The following is a 19,333-nucleotide window of genomic DNA, read 5'->3' as shown; positions in this document are numbered from 1 at the left end:
GGACCTTCCCGCCACCGACCGGCACCCACGTCACAGCCCCAGCCACCCCAAGCCACCCTCCGACCAAGGCGGTGAGCCCATGACGACCGACTTCGTGGACCGCGTCCGCAACCGCCTGGCCGGCGACCGCCGCCAGGCCGACCCGGTCGCCGTCGCCACCGCCGTCCGCGCCGAGGCAGGCGGTGCCCTCGGCCACAGCGCCGTCCTCGACGCGGCCCGCCAAGCCCGCGACGAGTTCATCGGCGCCGGCCCGCTGGCCCCACTCCTCGAGGACCCGAACACCACCGACGTGCTCGTGACGAGCCCGGAAGAGGTCTGGACGGACGGCCCCACCGGCCTCACCCACACCACCGTCCGCTTCACCGACGAAGAAGCCGTCCGCCGCCTGGCCCAGCGCCTCGCCCTCGCGGCGGGCCGCCGCCTCGACGACGCCCAGCCCTATGTGGACGGCTGGCTCCCCGGCGCCGGCCCGCACGGCCGGATCCGCGTCCACGCCGTCCTCCCGCCGATCGCGACGGCCGGCACCTGCCTGTCCCTGCGCGTCCTCCGCCCGGCGACGCACGACCTCACCGCTCTCCGCGCACTCGGCGCGTTCGACGCCGAAGGCGCGAAGCTGCTGCAGACCGTCGTCACCAGGCGGATGGCGTTCCTCGTCACGGGCGGCACCGGCGCGGGCAAGACCACGCTCCTCGCCGCGTTGCTCGGCGCGGTCGACCCGGGCGAGCGGATCGTCTGCGTCGAGGACGCCGGCGAGCTGCAGCCGGCGCACCCGCAGTTCGTCAGCCTCGTCGCCCGTCCGGCCAATGTGGAGGGTGCGGGCGCGGTCGGCCTGCCCGAGCTGGTGCGCCAAGCGCTGCGCATGCGTCCCGACCGGCTGGTGGTCGGCGAGGTCCGTGGCGCAGAGGTCGGCGCGTTGCTCACCGCGCTGAACACGGGTCACGACGGCGGTGCGTGCACGGTTCACGCGAATTCCCCAGCGGAGGTCCCGGCCCGCATCGAGGCACTCGCCGCGCTGGGCGGTCTCGGCCGCGAAGCCGTGCACAGCCAGCTGGTCGCGGCGATCCGCGTGGTCCTGCACATGCGCCGCGAGCTGGGCGGCCGACGTCGCCTCGCCGAGGTCGGCGTGCTCCGCACCGACCACGGCCGGGCCCGGGTGGTGCCGGTGTGGCGCGCGGGCCGCTGGACGATCGACCGCCACCTGTTCGTGAACTCGGGGGCGATCGCGTGCTGAACCTCCTGCTGTCAAAAGGTTTCCCGCGCGAGCGAAGGAGACGCCGATGATCACGGCGTGGTTCCCGCTGTGCGTCGGCGCGGCGCTGGCGTGCTGGCCCGCACCACCGAACCGGCTCCAATCGGTGATCGAGCCACCGACGACGGTCCGCGTTCCCGACGTGTGGCGCGTCGTTCGCTGGCTGTTCCCCACGGCACTCGCGGGACTGCTGGCCGGAATCGGTGGCGCGATCGCCGCGGGCATGCTGACGCTGGCCTGGCGCCAGGAGTGGCGAGCCCACCGGCGCGCCGGCGCCGAGCTCGCGATGGCGGCGCACACCGCGACCGCGTTGCGGACGATGGTGGCCGAGCTGCGTTCCGGTGCCCACCCCGTCACCGCGGCGGAAGCGGCCGCGGACGTCGTCCCGGCGCTGGCGAACGATCTCCGCTCCTTGGCGACGGCGGCCCGGCTCGACAGCGAACCGCGCGCACCAGCCCTGCCCGAGCTGGCCGCGGCCTGGAGTCTGGGCAAGCGCTACGGCTTGCCGATGGCCGACGTCCTCGACGCGACCCGCCGCGACGCCGAAGCGAGCCTGGCGTTCGCCCGCCGGATGCGCGCGAAGCTGGCCGGCCCCCGAGCGAGCGCGGCGGTGCTGACCGGCCTCCCGGCCCTGTGCCTGCTGCTCGGGCAGGTCATGGGCGCGGCCCCGCTGACGGTGCTGACCGGGAGCACCCCCGGCCAGCTGCTCCTGATCGCGGGCAGCGGTCTGCTCTGGGCAGGAACGGCGTGGTGCCGCGCCCTGACCGGACGGACGCGCATCCGATGAACGCGGCCGCACTGGTCCTCGTGGCCTCAGCCCTGCTCATCTGGCCGGACGACACCGTGGCAAGGCGCTTCGGCCAACCCCACACCGTCCGGAAGTGGCCACGCGCGATAGTCCCCATCGCGACAGCGTCGGCCGGTGTATCGACAGCCGTACTGATCGGCGGTGCGGCCGGGGTGGCCCTGGGCGCGATCGTGACCGCCACCGGCTGGTGGGCGATGCACCGCACGCGCCGTCCACGCGCACCCACGACGGACATCGCGACCAGGCTCCGGCTCGCGGGAACGCTCGACCTCCTGGCGGCCTGCCTGCGAGCGGGGCTGCCGGTTCCGTCGGCGCTCGAAGCCGTCGCCGGTACCGCGCCCACCGGAGCGGGTGCGGCGATGCGCTCGACCGCCGGCCTCCTGGCCCTGGGCTCCCGTCCGGAAGAGGCGTGGGAACCGGTGCGCACCGCTCCCGGCCTCGCCGAACTGGCGAGCGCGGCCATCCGGACGTCCCGCTCCGGAACGGCCTTCGCCGCGGCGGCCGCCGATCTCGCCGGCCGGTTCCGCGACGAGCTGGCCGCGGAAGCGGAGGAACGCGCCGAACGGGCCGGGGTGGCGCTCGCCCTGCCGGTGGGCGTGTGTTTCCTGCCGGCCTTCTTCTGCCTGGGCGTGCTGCCGGTCGTCCTCGGCCTGGCCGGCCACCTCGGCCCGCTCTTCTGACCACCAGTACTGAAGGGAAGAACCCATGCGCGCGTTCACCCGCCGCCCGCGCTCGGACGACGGCTCGACGACCGTCGAATACGCGATCGTCACCGTGGCCGTCGCGGCGTTCGCGGCCGTCCTCTACACACTGCTCACCGGAGACTCGGTGGTCTCGTGGCTGACGAACCTGGTCATGAAGGCCCTGACGGTGCCATCGTGACCCGCCGCGACGAAGGCGCGGTGACGGTCGAAGCGGCCCTCGGCCTGGCCGGCCTGACGGTGACGACAGTGCTGCTGGTAGCGGCCCTGACGGCGTTGACGAGCCAACTGCGCTGCACGGACGCCGCCCGCGAGGCGGCCAGGCTCCTCTCGAGAGGCCAACCCGAGCGAGCGGCCGCGGCCGTCCACCAGATCGCCCCAGCGGGCGCGAACCTGTCCATCGAGCAAGCAGGCGACGCGATAACGGTGAAGGTGACGGCCCAACCAGCCGGCAACCTGCTCCCGGCACTCCACCTGAACGCGACGGCCTACGCGGTGGCCGAGCCGGGCACCAGGACCGAAGATGGCTGACCACCGCCCGGACAGCGGAGCGGCCACCATCTGGTCGGCACTGGCCGTGGCGGCGTTGACGAGCGTGGCCACCCTCGGCATCTGGCTCGGAGCCGCGACGATCGCCCGCCACCGAGCAGAGACAGCAGCCGACCTGGGAGCCCTGGCAGCGGCCTCCCACGCGGCGGAGGGGCCGACGCAGGCCTGCGAACGCGCCAGGTGGGTCACCGACCGGATGGGAGTAAAGCTCCTGACGTGCCGCTGGCAACGCCTGGACGCCCTGATCGAGGTCGAGTCCCCAACAGGAGCCCTCGCCGGCCTACCCGCCCCAGCAGCCCGAGCCCGCGCCGGTCCAACTGGCCAACCACCGTGACCCAGCCCGTCCGAGCGGGTACCGGTCCCACCGACTGACCGCGGTGACCGGCCTGCGCTGGTCCCGCAGGTCAAAGACCGTGATCCAGCCTGATCGAGGCCGTACCGGTCCCATCGGTTGGCCGCCGGTGACCAGCCTGCGCCGGTCCGCCGGGTGGTCACCGTGACCCGGGCTTGACCGCTCGAGACCATGCCGGTCGCGCCGGCCAGCCACCGTGACCGGCCTGCTCGCGTGAGATGCGCGCCGGTCCCGTCGGCTGGCCGCCGCGGTGTGGCCGCTTGAGGTTCGCCAGCTGGCCTGGTGGTCAGCGGCTGGGCGGCCGCGGCCGCCCAGCCCGCGGCGCACCGCGCGACGGCCGGCCGGACGAGCCGCTCATCGCCACTGGCCGCCGTTGCCGTTCGTCCGCGCCGACCGGTCGGTATGCGGCGATGACCGGCTGTTCCGCCGGACCTCACGATGAGCGGCCCATCGTCACGGGCAGCGGTCGTTGATGCACGGTGAGCGGTCGAACACCCCGCTCACCTGGGCCGAACAGCTGCGTCGCGGCCGCCGCACGCCTGCTCCAGGGCCGTCCTGTCCTGGGGATTCGTACGACGAACGGTCCGCAACCGGTCGCCGTTCGCCGTCCATCCGTGCCGTCGGGTTCGGTCGGGCCGTACGGATCACCGGGCGTTCATCGCCCCGTAACCACCGGTTGTCGCGCGGGGGTTCCGGGCAATGTGCAAGTTGCCGTTAAGTGAGATGTGCGACACCACGGCAGGGTTTAAGCGGGTCGCGGAGAACCGGAACCTCTAAGGCAGGAAGACAATGTTGGACGCGAATTGGCCGGACAGCTGGCGCGGCGCCTTCCGCATCGAACTGCGGGCGGAGGCGATTGGACTCGCTTGGCGTGGCTGGCCGGTGCTCCCGGGCGTCAACCCCGCTCCGCTCACCGAGGGCGACGACCTCACCTGGCGCCGTCCGGTGCCGGCGAGTGACGCTTGGCGCGAGCAGATCGGCACCCACGCCCACGACGTCGCCACCTGGTTCTCCGACCGCACCCACAGCCTCCTCGTCGCGACCGGCACCGTGCTCGACGCCATCGAGGTCGACGACGAACTCGGCAAGCGCGCCTGCCGCCTGCTCCGTGCCCTCGGCCACCCGGCGCCGATCATCGCGCTGCCGAACGGCCGTTGGCTCTTCCTGACCACCGTCGCCGACCGCGTGCCGGCCGAGCTGGCCACCCGCGCCGCCATCCAGTGGCACGGCAAGGACAGCTACATCCCGCTGCCGCCGTCGCCGTTCCAGCACGGTGTCGTGCACTGGCGCGTCAAGCCCGAGGTCTGCGGCTGGCAGCTGCCGGACGCCGCCGAGGTGCACGACGTGCTCGTTCGTGCGCTGGCCGGTGCCGAAGCCCCGCAGCTGGTCCAGACCACCGCGGCCTGAACCACCCGAACCACCGCCCACGGCCGGTCCCAGCCCGGCCGCGGCGGAGCAGGACACAACTCCATGAACCACCAGTGGCCGTTCTAGTTCCCGTGTTGACGCAATGCCCCGAGCACGGTTTCCAGAACAGCCATCGCACCCGCCTTGTCCAGCGGATCGTTGCCGTTCCCGCACTTCGGCGACTGAACGCAGGACGGGCATCCCGTCGGGCACTCGCAGGAGACGATCGCCTCCCGCGTAGCGACCAGCCACGGGACAATCGCGGCATAACCGCGTTCGGCGAATCCCGCACCCCCGGGATGGCCGTCATGCACGAACACCGTCGCCTCCCCGGTGTCTTCGTGCCACGCGGTACTCACCCCGCCGATGTCCCATCGGTCGCACGTAGCGAACAGCGGTAGCAGGCCGATCGCCGCGTGCTCGGCGGCATGCAGGGCACCGGGGACCCGTGCCGGAACCAATCCGGCACCCCCCGGTGCCCTGCCACCCTCGTGAGCGGGCCCCCGACCGCTTGCCAGGGTTTCCTCCCCGGTCCCCACCGGCCCCGCAGATTCGGTCCCCACCCGATGGCCCCCGGTCCCCGCCTCGCCATCGGCCGAAGTGCCGCCGAGCAGCTCGGCGGAAACCGTGTACCAGACCGCCCGCGTGCGCAGGCTCTGCTCCGGCAGGTCGAGCGGCGTGTGGTCCAGTACCTCCCCGGACGGCCGGCGTCGCAGGTACCCGACGACCTGCGACGTCACGGCCACCTCGCCGAGGCAGACGCTCACCCCGCCGAAGTCCTGCTTCTCCTGGGTGCTCAGCACCGAGATGTCCACGACTTCGCGCGGTGTCGTCGTCCAGTCGGGGTTTTCCGCGTGCACCAGCGCCAGCCCGGTCTCCAGGTCCAGCTCGTCGACGACGTACGACGACCCCTGGTGCAGGTACACCGCGCCCGGGTGGACGGCGAAGCACGCCGAGCCCGGGTCGACCGTCCCCAGCATCCGGCCGGAGTCCGATTCGACGACCGCGATCTGCTCGCCGCCCGTCCCGCGGATCCCGACCTCGGCGTGCGGCCGGTCCCGCGAAGTCCAGTACCAGCCGCTCGACCGGCGCCGCAGCAGCTTCTGCTCCGCCAGTTCGGTCAGCACCTCCAGCGCCGCCGCACCGCCGAACACCTCGAGCTCGGAAAGCGTCAGCGGCAACTCGGCCACGGCGCACGCGAGCTGCGGCGCCAGCACGTACGGGTTCGCTGGGTCGAGCACCGCCGTCTCCACCGGCCGCTCGAGCAGGGCGGCCGGGTGGTGCACCAGGTACGTGTCGAGCGGGTCGTCCCGCGCGACGAACACCACCAGCGCGGAATCACCGGAGCGGCCCGCGCGCCCGGCCTGCTGCCAGAACGAAGCGAGCGTGCCCGGGTAGCCGGCCAGCACGACCGCGTCCAGTCCCGCGATGTCGACGCCCAGCTCCAGCGCGTTCGTCGTCGCGACGCCCAGCAACCGCCCCGACAGCAACGCGGCCTCGAGTGCACGCCGCTCCTCCGGGAGGTAGCCGGACCGGTACGCCGCAACGGTTTCCGCCAACGCGGGGTCCACTTCGGACAGAATGCGACGTGCACCCAGCGCGGCCAGCTCCGCGCCCCGCCGCGAGCGGATGAACGCCAGCGACCGCGCCCCTTCGACGACGAGGTCGGCGAGGATCCGCGACGTCTCCGCACCGGCCGAACGCCGGACCGGTGCGCCGTTTTCGCCGGTCAGCTCCTCCAGCAGCGGCGGCTCCCACAGCACCACCGTGCGGGAACCGCGCGGAGAAGCGTCGTCCGTCACGGCGACGCAAGGCACTCCAGTCAACCGCGAAGCGAACGAAGCAGGCGAAGCCGTTGTCGCCGAAGCGAGCACGAACACCGGCGAAGCGCCGTAGTGCTCGGCCACCCGCCGCAGCCGGCGCAGCAACAAGGCCACGTGCGAGCCGAACACGCCGCGGTAGCTGTGGCACTCGTCGACCACCACGCAGCTGAGCCGCCGGAAGAACGACGCCCACCGCCCGTGCGCCGAGAGGATGCCGCGGTGCAGCATGTCCGGGTTCGTGAACACCCAGTTCGCGTGCGCGCGCACCCAGTCGCGCTCGGCCATCGGGGTGTCCCCGTCGAACGCCGCCGCCCGCACGCCGGGAACGTCCAAAGAGGACACCGACCGCAGCTGGTCGGCGCCCAGCGCCTTGGTCGGCGACAGGTAGAGCGCGTTCGCCTTCTCGCCCGCGGCCAGCCGCGACAGCACCGGCAGCTGGTAGGCCAGCGACTTGCCCGACGCCGTGCCGGTCGAAACCACGACGTGCCGACCCTCGTACGCGTGCGAAGCCGCCTCGGCTTGGTGCGCCCAGGGGGCCGAGACACCGCAGTCACGCAGCGCAGCGACGACCGCCGGATCCACCCACGACGGCCACTCTGCGTAACCCGCTTCGCGGCCCGGCAAGTCCGCGACGTGGGTGACCGGGTCCTCGCGCGAAGGGATGCCGGCGGTCACCCGCCCCAGCAGCCGCCGCCCTCGTGAGTCGTCCACCAGGCGAGCTTGGCACAGGGGTCCGACAGTTCTCGCATCCCCAACTGCGCCAACGGATCGGCGAAAGGGTGATCGATCAAGTGAGGAGGCTCACAAGGTAACGGAATGTGCCGTCACCGGGACGGCGTGAAGACGCTGGTTGCGATACCAATACACTCCCGCAATCCACACCCTCTGTGGTGAGCGTCATGTGAGACGTGCATTGCGTCCCGGCTAGCGTGTCGCTCGGTACAGGGTCCATGCCAGCGTCGGCCGTGTCGAACCCTCGGCTTGCCGTCGACGCTGGCGATCGGCGACGTCTCCTGGAGGACGAATGTCACGGCAGTTCCTCGCGGAGGGCGGTTCCATCACGCTCTCCGGAGCTGGCTACACGATTGTCGGTGTAGTCGCCGTGGTCGCGCTTGCCGCACTCGTCATCGGCTACGTCCTGCTCAAGGAGGTGCTGGCCGCAGGCCAGGGCACCGCCAAGATGCAGGACATCGCCAAGGCGGTGCAGGAAGGCGCGGCCGCTTACCTCAAGCGGCAGCGGAACACCCTCGCGATTTTCGGCGTGATCGTGTTCCTCCTGCTCTTCGCACTTCCCGCCGACGACTGGAACGAGAAGATCGGTCGTTCGATCTTCTTCCTGGTCGGTGCGGCGTTCTCGTTCGCGATCGGTTACCTCGGCATGTGGCTGGCCACGCAGGCGAACCTGCGCGTGGCCGCCGCGTCGCGCGAGGAAGGCGGCCGCGAGATCGCGATGCGCGTGGCCTTCCGCACCGGTGGCGTGGTCGGCATGATCACCGTCGGCCTCGGCCTGTTCGGTGCCGCGGTCGTCGTGCTGGTCTACACCGGTCAGGCGCCGAAGGTCCTGGAGGGCTTCGGTTTCGGCGCCGCGCTGATCGCGATGTTCATGCGTGTCGGCGGCGGCATCTTCACCAAGGCCGCCGACGTCGGCGCGGACCTGGTCGGCAAGGTCGAGCAGGGCATCCCGGAGGACGACCCGCGCAACGCCGCGACCATCGCGGACAACGTGGGCGACAACGTCGGTGACTGCGCGGGTATGGCCGCGGACCTCTTCGAGTCCTACGCCGTCATGCTCGTCGCCGCGCTGATCCTGGGCAGCACCGCCTTCGGCGTGCACGGCCTGATCTTCCCGCTGATCGTCCCGGCCATCGGTGTCATCACCGCCGTCATCGGTGTCTACATCACCAAGGCGCGCGCCGGCGAAGGCGGTCTGGTCACGATCAACCGCTCGTTCTACATCTCCGCGGTCATCTCCGCCGTCCTGTCGGCGATCGCGGCGTTCGTGTACCTGCCGAGCAGCTTCTCCGACTTCGGCGCCGGCTTCGAGAACTCGGGCAACCCGGCGGTCATCGCGACCATCGCGGTGATCATCGGCATCGTGCTCGCCGCGGTCATCCTGAAGCTGACCGGCTACTACACCGGCACCGAGTACAAGCCGGTCAAGGACGTCGCGCAGACGTCGGAGACCGGTGGCGCGACGGTGATCCTGTCGGGCATCTCGGTCGGTTTCGAGTCCGCGGTCTACACCGCCCTCGTGATCGGCGCGGCCGTGTTCGGCGCGTACCTCCTCGGTGGCGGCGTCGCGCTGTTCGCCGTGGCGCTGGCCGGCACCGGCCTGCTGACCACCGTCGGGGTCATCGTCGCGATGGACACGTTCGGCCCGGTTTCGGACAACGCGCAGGGCATCGCCGAGATGTCGGGCGACGTCGACGAGAAGGCCGCGCAGATCCTCACCGAGCTGGACGCGGTGGGCAACACCACCAAGGCCATCACCAAGGGCATCGCGATCGCGACGGCCGTCCTCGCGGCGACCGCGCTCTTCGGCTCCTACTCGGACGCGATCACGAAGACGCTGGCCGGCATGGGCAACGGCGTGGTCACCGGCCTCGACGCGGCCAAGTCGTTCACCAACACGATCATCAGCCCGAACACGCTCGTCGGCGTGATCATCGGTGCGGCCGTGGTGTTCATGTTCTCGGGTCTCGCCGTCAACGCGGTCTCCCGCGCGGCCGGCGCGGTGGTCTACGAAGTCCGCCGCCAGTTCCGCGACATCCCGGGCATCATGGAGGGCACCACCCGCCCCGAGTACGGCAAGGTCGTCGACATCGTCACGCGCGACTCGCTGCGTGAGCTGACGACGCCGGGTCTGCTGGCGGTCTTCGCCCCGATCGCGGTCGGCTTCGGCCTGGGCACCGGCGCGCTCGCCGGGTACCTGGCCGGCGCGATCGCCTGCGGCACCCTGATGGCGATCTTCCTCGCCAACTCCGGTGGCGCGTGGGACAACGCGAAGAAGCTCGTCGAGGACGGCAACCACGGTGGCAAGGGCTCGTCCGCGCACGAGGCCACCATCATCGGTGACACCGTCGGTGACCCGTTCAAGGACACCGCCGGCCCGGCGATCAACCCGCTGATCAAGGTCATGAACCTGGTCTCGGTCCTGATCGCGCCCGCCGTCGTCCAGTTCTCGATCGGTCCGGACGAGAACGCCGCGGTCCGCATCATCATCTCGCTCGTCGCGGTCGCCGTGATCGTGGCGGCGATCGTGGTCTCGAAGCGCCGGGGAACGGTTCTTTCCGACACCCCGACGGAAATCAAGGCCTGACGCGTACTCGTTCCCGGGCCCGGCACGCAGCGTCGCGTGCCGGGCCCGGGGCGTGTCGGGACATCCCACACAGGCTCGGCGACTTGCGAAGCGGCACCGAGTCGGTACCGTCGGCCCTTCCGGGACGTCGTCGAGCAGGAGGTGCACAGGTGCGGCCGCGGTCAACCGTTTTCGCCGCCCTACTGTGCCGTTGGTCATCAATCCGACGGCAGCCACGGCGGAAGACCATTGCGCCGTGCAGATCGGCTGCGGACCGTGTCAGCCTGCTTTCGGCCGGATTGCTGACCGCGACGATCACGATCGGCCTCGCCGGGTGCGGGCAAGCCGCCACGCAGTCCCCGGCGCGGGACCAGGGTCTGTCGGTGACGACCGTGGTGCCGCAGGCCGATCCGGCGGCGAGATGGGCGGAGGGCTACTGCGCCGCGGTGACCCACCTGGTCCGCGCGCTGGCGGAGTTGCCCACCGTCGACCCGAGCACGCCGCAGCAGGCGTCCCGGACGTCCAGTGACCTGCTCTCGTCGGTGGTCGGCGGCCTGAACCAGAGCCTGGCCGGGCTGAACGCGCTCGGCGCGCCCCCGGTGCCGTCGGGAGACGGCGGCCGCGCGGACGTCATCGGGCAGTTCACCGAGATCCGCGCACAGGCCGAGCAGGCGCGTCAGCGCATCGACGCCGTCCGCGGCGACGCCACGGCGACGAAGGCCGCCTTGGGCGAAGCCAGGGCGACGCTCGACCGCATCGACGCGCTCGACTACCTCAAGGGCCTCAAGGACGCCCCGGCGTTGACGGCGGCGGAGCAGCGCGCCCCGTCCTGCCGCCAGCTGGATCAACCGCCTGGCTGAAGATCGCGCCGAGGTCTGCCGTTAATCGAACTTGTGTTCTAGTATGGCGCGGTGGATCGGACGATCTCGCTCTTCTCCGCCGAGGCCAGCGGGCCGGGCCTGGGCGACCTGGCCGGCCTGTTGTGCTGCCACGGCCAGATCACCGGCTTCGGGCGCACCGCCGCCCGGCTGTCCGTGGTCGTCGAGGAGCCGTGGCGAGCGCACATCCTGGCGCGCGAGTTCCGCTGCCGCGGCGCGGACGCGCAGGTCTCCAAGGCCGACTGCGGCCGTCCGCAGGTGCGCACGTCGTTCCGGGTCGACCTGCTCCCGCTGGCGCTGCGGTGGCTGCGTGAGGGCTGCGCGGGGCCGGTCGAGGACGACTCGGGCAAGGCGGTGCCGGACGGCTTCCGGCTGAGCGGCGCGATGCTGCGGATGTGGGCGCTGGCCAGTGGCCGCCCCGGTACGCAGGGCTACCTGCTGGGTGTCGACCCGCTCGCGCCGACCATGCACGAGCGGCTGGTCGAGGCGCTGACGCCGTTGGGAGTCGCGGCGAAGCTGACCGGCCCGAAGGCCGAGGTCCCGGCCGTCAAGGTCACCGGGAAACGCCGCCTGGAGGCGCTGCTGGAACTGATCGGGGAGCCGCCGCCGGGCGCCGAAGCGGCGTGGCCGGGCGCGGAGCCGCTGCCGGTCCCGCACCCGGAGGCCGCGACGAGCACGGCCTGACCGGGTGCGGGAGCAGCGTCAGGGTCGGGGCAGCGTGCAGCCGGCCTGGGTGAGGGCGATTTCGTTGGCCGGGGTCAGGCAGGCGGGGATGCCGTAGGTCTCCTGGCCGTAGTTCGTCTTGTAGTGCACGGTGACGTTGCCGGCCTGGTCGACCTCGCACGGGTTGTTGTCCGTGCAGCGCGCGCCGTCCTCGTTGCCGGTGTTGTTCACGCCGATGACCTTGCCGCCGGAGACGATCGGCGAGCCCGACGTGCCGCCGATGGTCTGGCAGGCGGAGGTGTAGCGGATCGAGTCCTTCCAGGTCCAGCTGCCCTCCTTCAGCCGGTAGACGAACCCGTCGACGTTGCAGGAGTAGATGCGCTTCCAGTAGCCGGAGACGACGTCGATCGCCGCGCCCGCCGACGGGTGGGCGTTCGACAGCTCGAGCGGCGAGATCCCGTAGCTGGACTTGATCTGCGCGTAGGTCGTGGTGAGCTGGTAGAGCGACACGTCGGTGTCGGTCATCGTGCCGTAGACGATCTTCTTGGCGCGCAGCGTCGCGGTGTTGCCGCCACTGGCGTTGAGCAGCGTGAACGTCCGGCTGGACGAGCGGTTGGTGATGACCTGCCCGGGAGCCGGGAAGCCGGTCTCGAGGCAGTGGCCGTTGGACATGACGAGCGCGGGTGCGGTGTCCGGCGTCGCCGCCGGCTTCACCACCGAGCCCGAGCAGTTGGAGAGGGCTACCGTGCCGGCGAAGTTCGCCGCGGCCGCGCTCGCCGGAGTGGTCCCCAGTAATACTGTGGCGGTCGCGGCGGTGAGCAGGGCGCCGAGGAGGCGTCGGGTCATGGCGGATCCTTTCGGCTGAGCGGGGAAACCAGTGAAGCGGTCACGTCCCCGCGCCCACCACCGTCGAACGGAGGGTATCCGCACGGTCACGCGCTAGGCTGCGCGGGACGTGGCCGAAATCACGTGGCAGGTACGTTGGGGAAACATCGCCGAGGTCAGCGGCGATGCGCTGGACACGGGAACGGCGGCGTGTTGGGTCACCTCCGCGCCGTCCGGCCCGGGAGAGCGTGCACACTGGCAGGTCGAAGACGCGGGCCCGACGCCCCAGGGCAGGGCCTGGTCCCGGTCGCGGGACGAGATGAGCGGAGAGCAGGACAGCGTGGCAGGAGCACGGACGAAGAAGAACGGAGCCTCGGCGGACAACGGCGCCGGGCACCGGCGGCTGGTCATCGTCGAGTCGCCGACGAAGGCCCGCAAGATCGCCCCCTACCTGGGCGGCGGTTACGTCGTCGAGTCCTCCGTCGGGCACATCCGCGACCTGCCGCGGGGCGCTGCCGACGTCCCCGCCCAGTACAAGGGTGAGTCCTGGGCACGCCTCGGCGTCGACGTCGACAACGACTTCAAGGCCCTCTACGTGGTGACCCCGGACAAGAAGTCCAAGGTCACCGAGCTCAAGAGCCTGCTCAAGGACGTCGACGAGCTCTACCTCGCGACGGACCCCGACCGCGAGGGCGAAGCCATCGCGTGGCACCTGCTCGAGACGCTGAAGCCGAAGGTCCCGGTCCGCCGGATGGTCTTCCACGAGGTCACCGAGCAGGCCATCCTCGCGGCCGCCGACTCGACCCGTGAGCTGGACGCCGACCTCGTCGACGCCCAGGAGACCCGCCGCATCCTCGACCGCCTGTACGGCTACGAGGTCTCGCCGGTGCTGTGGAAGAAGGTCATGCCGAAGCTTTCGGCGGGCCGCGTGCAGTCCGTGGCGACCCGGATCGTGGTCGAGCGGGAGCGCGAGCGGATGCGCTTCACCTCGGCGTCCTACTGGGACATCTCGGCGACCATGGACGCCGGTGAGGAAGCTTCGCCGCGGAACTTCTCGGCCCGGCTCGTCGCCGTCGACGGCGCGCGCCTGGCCACCGGCCGCGACTTCGGCTCGGACGGGCAGCTCAAGGCGTCGAACAACGAGGTCCGCGTGCTGGTCGAGGCCGACGCGCGGCGTCTGGCCGAAGCGCTGAAGCAGCGTGACTTCAAGGTCTCGAGCGTCGAAGAGAAGCCGTACACGCGGAAGCCTTACGCGCCGTTCATGACCTCGACGCTGCAGCAGGAGGCGGGCCGCAAGATGCGGTTCACCTCCGAGCGCACCATGCGGATCGCGCAGAAGCTGTACGAGAACGGTTACATCACTTATATGCGTACCGACTCCACGACGTTGTCGGAGTCGGCGATCTCGGCCGCGCGCAGCCAGGCCACGCAGCTGTACGGCAAGGAGTACGTCTCGCCGTCGCCGCGCCAGTACACGCGCAAGGTCAAGAACGCGCAGGAGGCGCACGAGGCGATCCGGCCGTCGGGCGAGGTCTTCCGCACGCCGGGCCAGGTCGCGAGCGAGCTGGACACCGACGAGTACCGCCTCTACGAGATGATCTGGCAGCGCACGATCGCGTCGCAGATGGCGGACGCCAAGGGCACCACGATGTCCGTGCGCATCGTCGGCAACGCGACCTCGGGCGAGGAGTGCACCTTCGCGGCTTCGGGCCGCACGATCACCTTCGCGGGCTTCCTGAAGGCGTACGTCGAGGCGGTCGACACCGAGACCGGTGGCGAGGCCGACGACAAGCAGAGCCGCCTGCCGGTGCTGGAGAAGGACCAGGCGCTCACCGCGTCGGACCTGAACCCGGACGGCCACACCACCTCGCCGCCGGCGCGGTACTCGGAGCCGAGCCTGGTCAGCAAGCTGGAAGAGCTGGGCATCGGCCGCCCGTCGACGTACGCGTCGATCATCAAGACCATCCAGGACCGCGGCTACGTCTGGAAGAAGGGCTCCGCGCTCGTCCCGTCGTGGGTCGCGTTCGCCGTGATCGGCCTGATGGAACGGCACTTCGAGCGGCTGGTCGACTACGACTTCACCGCCGGCATGGAGGACGAGCTCGACCGCATCGCGTCGGGCAACGAGCAGCGCGCGCAGTGGCTGTCGAAGTTCTACTTCGGCGGCGACATGGGCGTCGACGGCTCGATCGGCCGGCTGGGCGGGCTGAAGAAGCTGGTCGAGGGCAGCGTCGAGGACATCGACGCCCGCGAGATCAACTCGATCCCGCTGTTCAGCGACGAGAACGGGCACACCGTCGTGGTCCGCGTCGGCCGCTACGGGCCGTACCTGGAGCGCGAGGTCGACGGCAACTCGCAACGCGCGAACCTGCCCGAGGACCTGCCGCCGGACGAGCTCTCGCGGGAGATCGCGGAGAAGCTGTTCGCGACGCCGCAGGAGGGGCGTTCGCTGGGCACCGACCCGGTGAGCGGCCACGAGATCGTCGCCAAGGAAGGCCGCTTCGGGCCGTACGTCACCGAGCTGCTGCCGGAAGTGGAGATCCCCGAGGACGCCACGGCCGCGCAGAAGAAGGCCGCGAAGGCGAAGGCGCCGAAGCCGCGCACGGGCTCGCTGTTCAAGTCGATGGACATCGAGACCATCGACCTGGACGACGCGCTGAAGCTGCTCTCGCTGCCGCGCGTGGTCGGCAAGGACCCGGAGTCCGGCGAGGAGATCACGGCGCAGAACGGGCGTTACGGGCCGTACCTGAAGAAGGGCACGGACTCGCGGTCGCTCTCGACCGAGGACCAGCTGTTCTCGATCACCGTCGAAGAAGCGCTGAAGATCTACTCGGAGCCGAAGCAGCGTGGCCGGTCGGCGACCGCGAAGCCGCCGCTCAAGGAGCTCGGCGAGGACCCGGTGTCGAAGAAGCCGATGGTGGTCAAGGACGGCCGGTTCGGCCCGTACGTGACCGACGGCGAGTACAACGCGACCCTGCGGAAGGGCGACGAGATCGAGTCGCTGACCGCGGAGCGCGCGTCCGAGCTGCTGGCCGAGAAGCGGGCGAAGGGGCCTGCACCGAAGCGGAAGGCGCCCGCGCGGAAGCCGGCCTCGACCACGGCGAAGACGGTCAAGGCGGGCACGACCAAGAAGGCCACCGCGGCCAAGCGGTCCACCGCGACGAAGACGAAGTAGCACCTCAGGAAGCCGTGAAGGCCTCCTCGCCGGCGGTTGTGCCCGGTGAGGGGGCCTTCACGGCGTTCGGCCACACTTTCGGGTGACACCTCGAACGGATGTTCGGGAAATTGTCGGTGGTCCCGGGTTTGCTGGACGCGTGACCACAACACCACGCACCGTGCACACGGTGCTCGCCAAGATCCTCAAGCCCGTCCGCGCCGCGGCCGCGGGCAGTCCCTCCGCGCTGGACCTGCACGACTCGCTCCCCGGCTTCGCCGGTGACGGCGTCTGCGGCGTGGCCGTCGCGTTGTTCGACGAGCCGTGGACGTCGGCCTTCTTCGACGACGGCACGCGGTTCGGCGTCGCCGGTGACGGGCTGCGGCGGTCCGGGTCGTCGTCCGGCTCGATCGCCGAACTCCTCGGCCTGGCCTTCGCGCGGTTGCCGGTGCGGGCGCCGGTGCCGGGCCGGGGGCTGTACCTGGACGCCGACGAGCGCGGGGTGCTGGAGCCCGAGCAGGAGTGCCTGGTCTTCGACCTGCTGGAGGACCTCCGAAGACCTCGGCTCGGCACGGTCCAGGTGGACATCGCCCGCGGTTCGCGGCGGCCGTGGGAGGCGGTGGCGTTCGTCGACGACGACCGCGGCCGGCACCTGGCGGTCCTGGGTCGGCGCCGGGGCGGTGGCCGCCGGCTCTGGTGGCTGCCGGGGAGCGTCGACGGCCTGGCCGAGGTCGTCGAAGGCCGGGTGCCGGCGCATGCCTGAGCCGCTCGCCGACCGCTCGCCGACCGATGTCACCCGGTCGAACACCTGTGCGAGAAATTGTCGGTGCCAGGGTGTTCAATCAAGGGGTGAACAAGTCAGTCGCCGTCTTCGACGTCATCGACGAGGTCATCGCCCCGCTGTCGGCCGAGGTGCCGCGGCGGCCGTCGGTGATGGAGTTCTACGACCCCGAGTTCGAGATCCCGCCGGTGCTCGCGGACACCGGACCGCTCCCGGGTCGTCGTCCCTCGCCGCCGTTGAGCCTGGCCGACGAGGTGGAGCAGTACACCCGGTTCGTCGCCGGGATGGCCGCGATCGGCCTCGCCCCGGGCGGCGAGGTCACGGCCGAGGCGGTCGGGCTGTACCGGGCGCTGCGCGGTGGCTTCATCCGCGGCGTGGTCACCGGGGTCTTCCCGGCCCGTGACGAGCCGTGGGAGGTCCGGTTCTTCGGCGACGAGGACTACACCACGGTGCTGCACAAACTGGGCAACCGCGCGCGGCTGCGGTCGGGCTTCCTCAGTGAGCTGCCGGGCTGGGTGTTCGACGGCCTGCCGGACCGGCCGCCGGGGCCGGGCCGGGCCGTGCGGATCGAGACGGACGAGCGCGGCCTGATCCCGGGCGGCTGCGAGCGGGCGGTCGAGCTGATCCGCGAGTGCGCGGCCCGCCCGCGGCTGGGCACGGTGCTGGTGGACCTGGCGGTCCGCAACGCGATCCTGGCGGAATACCCGCACGGAGCGTTCGGGCTGGTCGACAACGACCTCGGCCGCTACCAGTTCAGCGCGGCGGTGGATCGCACCGGCCGCTGGACGGTGACGTGGGGTCCAGCGTCGAGGAGCACCGCCGAGCAGTGGATCGTCGAGGCGGTCCAGAGCCATGCGTGAGCCCGCGGCGAACCCGCCGGCCCGCGGGGAAGCGCTCGAGCCGGCGCTCATGGGCCTCACGGTCCGTGACGCGATCCTGGCGGCGGCCGAGCTGATCAGCGACGTTCCGATCCCTCGTAGCGGAACTGCCGGTGACGAGACCGAAGACGAGACGGAGAAGGAGGTGCAGGGCCATGGCTGAGCGCACGGCGGCGCGCGAGCTGCTGGAGCTCGCCGCCGGGCCGGTGCTGGCGGCGATGCCGGACCGGGAGCCCGTCGACCGGCTCTACAACCCGGACGTCAGCGACCACGAAATCCTCGTCCACGGCCCGGTCTCCGACGACCCCGCGGACCTGATCGACGAGGTCGAACGCCACATGTCCTGGGCCGCCTGGATCGACGGCACACCCTTCGGGGAGGAAGGGGAGCTCAACGAACTCGGCTTCGAGGTCGTCTCGCTGATGCTGCGCGGCTCGGTGCGGGCGGCACTGTGCGGCGTCTTCGACGAAGGGCCCGAGATCGCGGACATCCGGTGCTACGCCGACGGCGAGCGGGCGTTCATGATGGGCTCGCTGCCGGGCCGGACGGCGATCCACCTCGCCGACTTCGAAGAGCTGCCGGAGATGCTCATCGCGGAGCTGCCGGAGGTCCCGTTCGGGGCCTCGGCGCGGGCGATCTGGCTGTCGGTGGACGCCGACGGGCTGGTCCACGACGGCCAGGACGCCGACCTCTGGGCGATGCGGGAGCTGCTGGCCCGGCCGCGCTCGGGTACGGCGGTGCTCGACATGCTCGCGTTCGGCGGACTGTGCGCGGAGTTCCCCGACCACGGTTTCGTCCTCGTCGACACCGACCTGGGCCGCTTCGCGCTGGCGGCCCTGGATCGGGGCGACGGGCGGCGCCAGCTCGTCCTGAGCCCGTTCAGCCGCGGGATGCTCCGCGACTGGTGCCGGAAGATGATCGACCTCGGACAGGAGGAGGTGCCCTGACCGGTACTCCATCCGGGCACGATCGCCGTCCGCGAAACTGGCCATCTTGACACCCAGGGTGTGGCCTGTTCCGCGGGGCCGTTTCAAGGCCCGTGTGATCGGACTCACTACGATCTGTCACCAACGGCGGTCGACCGGGCCACCGGCGGGCTGGACACTGCAGGGGGTTCGGGTGCGGGCTTGCGCTGCGTGACCGACCCTCCACAGCAGACAGAGCCATTGGGCGGATGCGTTATCCGCCATCGTCGCTACCCTGGAAAGGCGAGGACATTCAGTAGTGAGGTGGTCACCATGAGCGCGAACGGTGAGGCTCCCTTCTTCAATGCCCCCGAGCTCACTCAGCGCGACGGCACTCTGTCCCAAGCACCAGGCGAAACGTTCGCGGACCCGGTCTCCGGACTGGTCACCGCGGCGCCGGAGCCGCGCGCCGCGGCTCCGAACGGCCACGAGCCCGCCGCCTTCCCGGTGGCCGGGCCGGTGCAGCCCGACGAAGAGGTCGTGCGCCGGATGGTCGAGGAGACACTCCGCGAGGAGGGCGAAATAGGGGCCAGGGCCCCGGAGGCGATCCCGCCGGCGGGCACCTTGGCGGCGAACGGGGACACCCCGCCGCTCGGGGTGCTGCCACGGCAGCGGAACCGGCAGCGGACGTGGCCGACCAGGCCGCCGCAGCTGCTCCGGCCCGTCCGGCAGGAGGCGCTGCCGGACGAAGACCTCGACGACGTCGACGTCGTGCCGGTCAAGCGGCGGAGGCTGCCGAAGATGCCGGCGATGTCGATGCCGGCGATCAACCGGCCGTCGTCGAGCGCGGCGGGCGTGATGCTCGCCGTGGCGTTGCTGATCGTGTTCGGTTTCGTCGCCATCGAGATGGTCTCCAGCCTGGTCAGCAGCGTGACCGGACTGTTCGACTAGCGTTCGCTCGCTGTTCCCCACCCCACTGGCACCTCGGGGTCGTCCGCGAGGCAAGGGCCGATCGGGCTACCCTGGCTTCACGGTCGGGCGACCCCACCAGGGCGTCCGGCA

18 protein-coding genes are annotated in these 19,333 nt (G+C 71.3%); 16 read left to right on the top strand and 2 right to left on the bottom strand.

From position 1 onward, the window contains the following. The first annotated feature begins 79 nt into the window (after nt 1-79). The 7 genes from AB0B33_RS29545 to AB0B33_RS29515 all read left to right on the top strand — a co-directional run bounded on the left by AB0B33_RS29545 (nt 80) and on the right by AB0B33_RS29515 (nt 5,066). Nucleotides 80-1,231: a TadA family conjugal transfer-associated ATPase gene (locus AB0B33_RS29545; protein ID WP_360777577.1), complete on the top strand. Its 1,152-nt coding sequence runs from the start codon at nt 80-82 to the stop codon at nt 1,229-1,231. Nucleotides 1,232-1,277: 46 nt separating this feature from the next. After that, nucleotides 1,278-2,036 carry a type II secretion system protein gene (locus tag AB0B33_RS29540; RefSeq protein ID WP_360777575.1) on the top strand — a complete coding sequence of 253 codons (759 nt, stop codon included), beginning with the start codon at nt 1,278-1,280 and terminating at the stop codon, nt 2,034-2,036. Next, on the top strand, nt 2,033-2,737 hold the full coding sequence (locus AB0B33_RS29535) for a type II secretion system F family protein (RefSeq protein ID WP_360777573.1): 705 nt from the start codon (nt 2,033-2,035) through the stop codon (nt 2,735-2,737). Before AB0B33_RS29540 ends, AB0B33_RS29535 begins: the two co-directional genes overlap by 4 nt. 25 nt (nt 2,738-2,762) lie before the next feature. After that, nucleotides 2,763-2,939: a DUF4244 domain-containing protein gene (locus AB0B33_RS29530; RefSeq protein ID WP_247017353.1), complete on the top strand. Its 177-nt coding sequence runs from the start codon at nt 2,763-2,765 to the stop codon at nt 2,937-2,939. 20 nt (nt 2,940-2,959) lie between these two features. Next, nucleotides 2,960-3,289, top strand: coding sequence for a TadE family type IV pilus minor pilin (locus AB0B33_RS29525; protein ID WP_360777740.1), 330 nt, complete (start codon nt 2,960-2,962; stop codon nt 3,287-3,289). Beyond that, nucleotides 3,282-3,641: an Rv3654c family TadE-like protein gene (locus AB0B33_RS29520; RefSeq protein ID WP_360777571.1), complete on the top strand. Its 360-nt coding sequence runs from the start codon at nt 3,282-3,284 to the stop codon at nt 3,639-3,641. Before AB0B33_RS29525 ends, AB0B33_RS29520 begins: the two co-directional genes overlap by 8 nt. Before the next feature lie 807 nt (nt 3,642-4,448). Continuing rightward, on the top strand, nt 4,449-5,066 hold the full coding sequence (locus AB0B33_RS29515) for a bifunctional DNA primase/polymerase (protein WP_360777569.1): 618 nt from the start codon (nt 4,449-4,451) through the stop codon (nt 5,064-5,066). A gap of 83 nt (nt 5,067-5,149) precedes the next feature. On the opposite strand, the gene AB0B33_RS29510 is transcribed toward AB0B33_RS29515, so the two are convergent. Continuing rightward, complete coding sequence (locus tag AB0B33_RS29510; RefSeq protein ID WP_360777738.1) at nt 5,150-7,564, bottom strand: DEAD/DEAH box helicase; 2,415 nt, start codon at nt 7,562-7,564, stop codon at nt 5,150-5,152. 349 nt (nt 7,565-7,913) lie between these two features. On the opposite strand from AB0B33_RS29510, the gene AB0B33_RS29505 reads away from it, so the two are divergent. The 3 genes from AB0B33_RS29505 to AB0B33_RS29495 all read left to right on the top strand — a co-directional run bounded on the left by AB0B33_RS29505 (nt 7,914) and on the right by AB0B33_RS29495 (nt 11,749). Next, the gene (locus tag AB0B33_RS29505) at nt 7,914-10,208 is read left to right on the top strand and encodes a sodium-translocating pyrophosphatase (RefSeq protein ID WP_360777567.1); all 2,295 of its coding nucleotides are present in this window, start codon (nt 7,914-7,916) and stop codon (nt 10,206-10,208) included. Between the two features lie 278 nt (nt 10,209-10,486). After that, nucleotides 10,487-11,047 carry a hypothetical protein gene (locus AB0B33_RS29500; RefSeq protein ID WP_360777565.1) on the top strand — a complete coding sequence of 187 codons (561 nt, stop codon included), beginning with the start codon at nt 10,487-10,489 and terminating at the stop codon, nt 11,045-11,047. Between the two features lie 51 nt (nt 11,048-11,098). Continuing rightward, on the top strand, nt 11,099-11,749 hold the full coding sequence (locus tag AB0B33_RS29495) for a hypothetical protein (protein ID WP_247017363.1): 651 nt from the start codon (nt 11,099-11,101) through the stop codon (nt 11,747-11,749). Nucleotides 11,750-11,767: 18 nt separating this feature from the next. On the opposite strand, the gene AB0B33_RS29490 is transcribed toward AB0B33_RS29495, so the two are convergent. Continuing rightward, nucleotides 11,768-12,574 carry a serine protease gene (locus AB0B33_RS29490; RefSeq protein ID WP_247017365.1) on the bottom strand — a complete coding sequence of 269 codons (807 nt, stop codon included), beginning with the start codon at nt 12,572-12,574 and terminating at the stop codon, nt 11,768-11,770. Nucleotides 12,575-12,872: 298 nt separating this feature from the next. Here AB0B33_RS29490 and topA point away from each other — a divergent pair, with 298 nt between their 5' ends. The 6 genes from topA to AB0B33_RS29460 all read left to right on the top strand — a co-directional run bounded on the left by topA (nt 12,873) and on the right by AB0B33_RS29460 (nt 19,222). Continuing rightward, complete coding sequence (gene topA / locus AB0B33_RS29485; RefSeq protein ID WP_360777562.1) at nt 12,873-15,728, top strand: type I DNA topoisomerase; 2,856 nt, start codon at nt 12,873-12,875, stop codon at nt 15,726-15,728. A 139-nt stretch (nt 15,729-15,867) separates the two neighbouring features. Further along, on the top strand, nt 15,868-16,470 hold the full coding sequence (locus AB0B33_RS29480) for a hypothetical protein (protein WP_360777560.1): 603 nt from the start codon (nt 15,868-15,870) through the stop codon (nt 16,468-16,470). Between the two features lie 86 nt (nt 16,471-16,556). Further along, nucleotides 16,557-17,348, top strand: coding sequence for an ESX secretion-associated protein EspG (locus tag AB0B33_RS29475; RefSeq protein ID WP_247017371.1), 792 nt, complete (start codon nt 16,557-16,559; stop codon nt 17,346-17,348). Continuing rightward, a complete protein-coding gene (locus tag AB0B33_RS29470; protein WP_247017373.1) occupies nt 17,341-17,529 on the top strand; it encodes a hypothetical protein in 189 nt (62 codons plus the stop codon). Before AB0B33_RS29475 ends, AB0B33_RS29470 begins: the two co-directional genes overlap by 8 nt. Then, nucleotides 17,522-18,313 carry a hypothetical protein gene (locus AB0B33_RS29465; RefSeq protein ID WP_360777557.1) on the top strand — a complete coding sequence of 264 codons (792 nt, stop codon included), beginning with the start codon at nt 17,522-17,524 and terminating at the stop codon, nt 18,311-18,313. Before AB0B33_RS29470 ends, AB0B33_RS29465 begins: the two co-directional genes overlap by 8 nt. A 291-nt stretch (nt 18,314-18,604) precedes the next feature. After that, complete coding sequence (locus tag AB0B33_RS29460; protein ID WP_360777555.1) at nt 18,605-19,222, top strand: hypothetical protein; 618 nt, start codon at nt 18,605-18,607, stop codon at nt 19,220-19,222. The last annotated feature ends 111 nt before the right edge of the window (nt 19,223-19,333 follow it).

Source organism: Amycolatopsis sp. NPDC049159, assembly GCF_040648295.1.
Taxonomy (GTDB): domain Bacteria; phylum Actinomycetota; class Actinomycetes; order Mycobacteriales; family Pseudonocardiaceae; genus Amycolatopsis; species Amycolatopsis pretoriensis_A.
The sequence above is the reverse complement of the archived record's forward strand: the minus strand, read 5'-3'. Positions and strand labels throughout refer to the sequence as shown.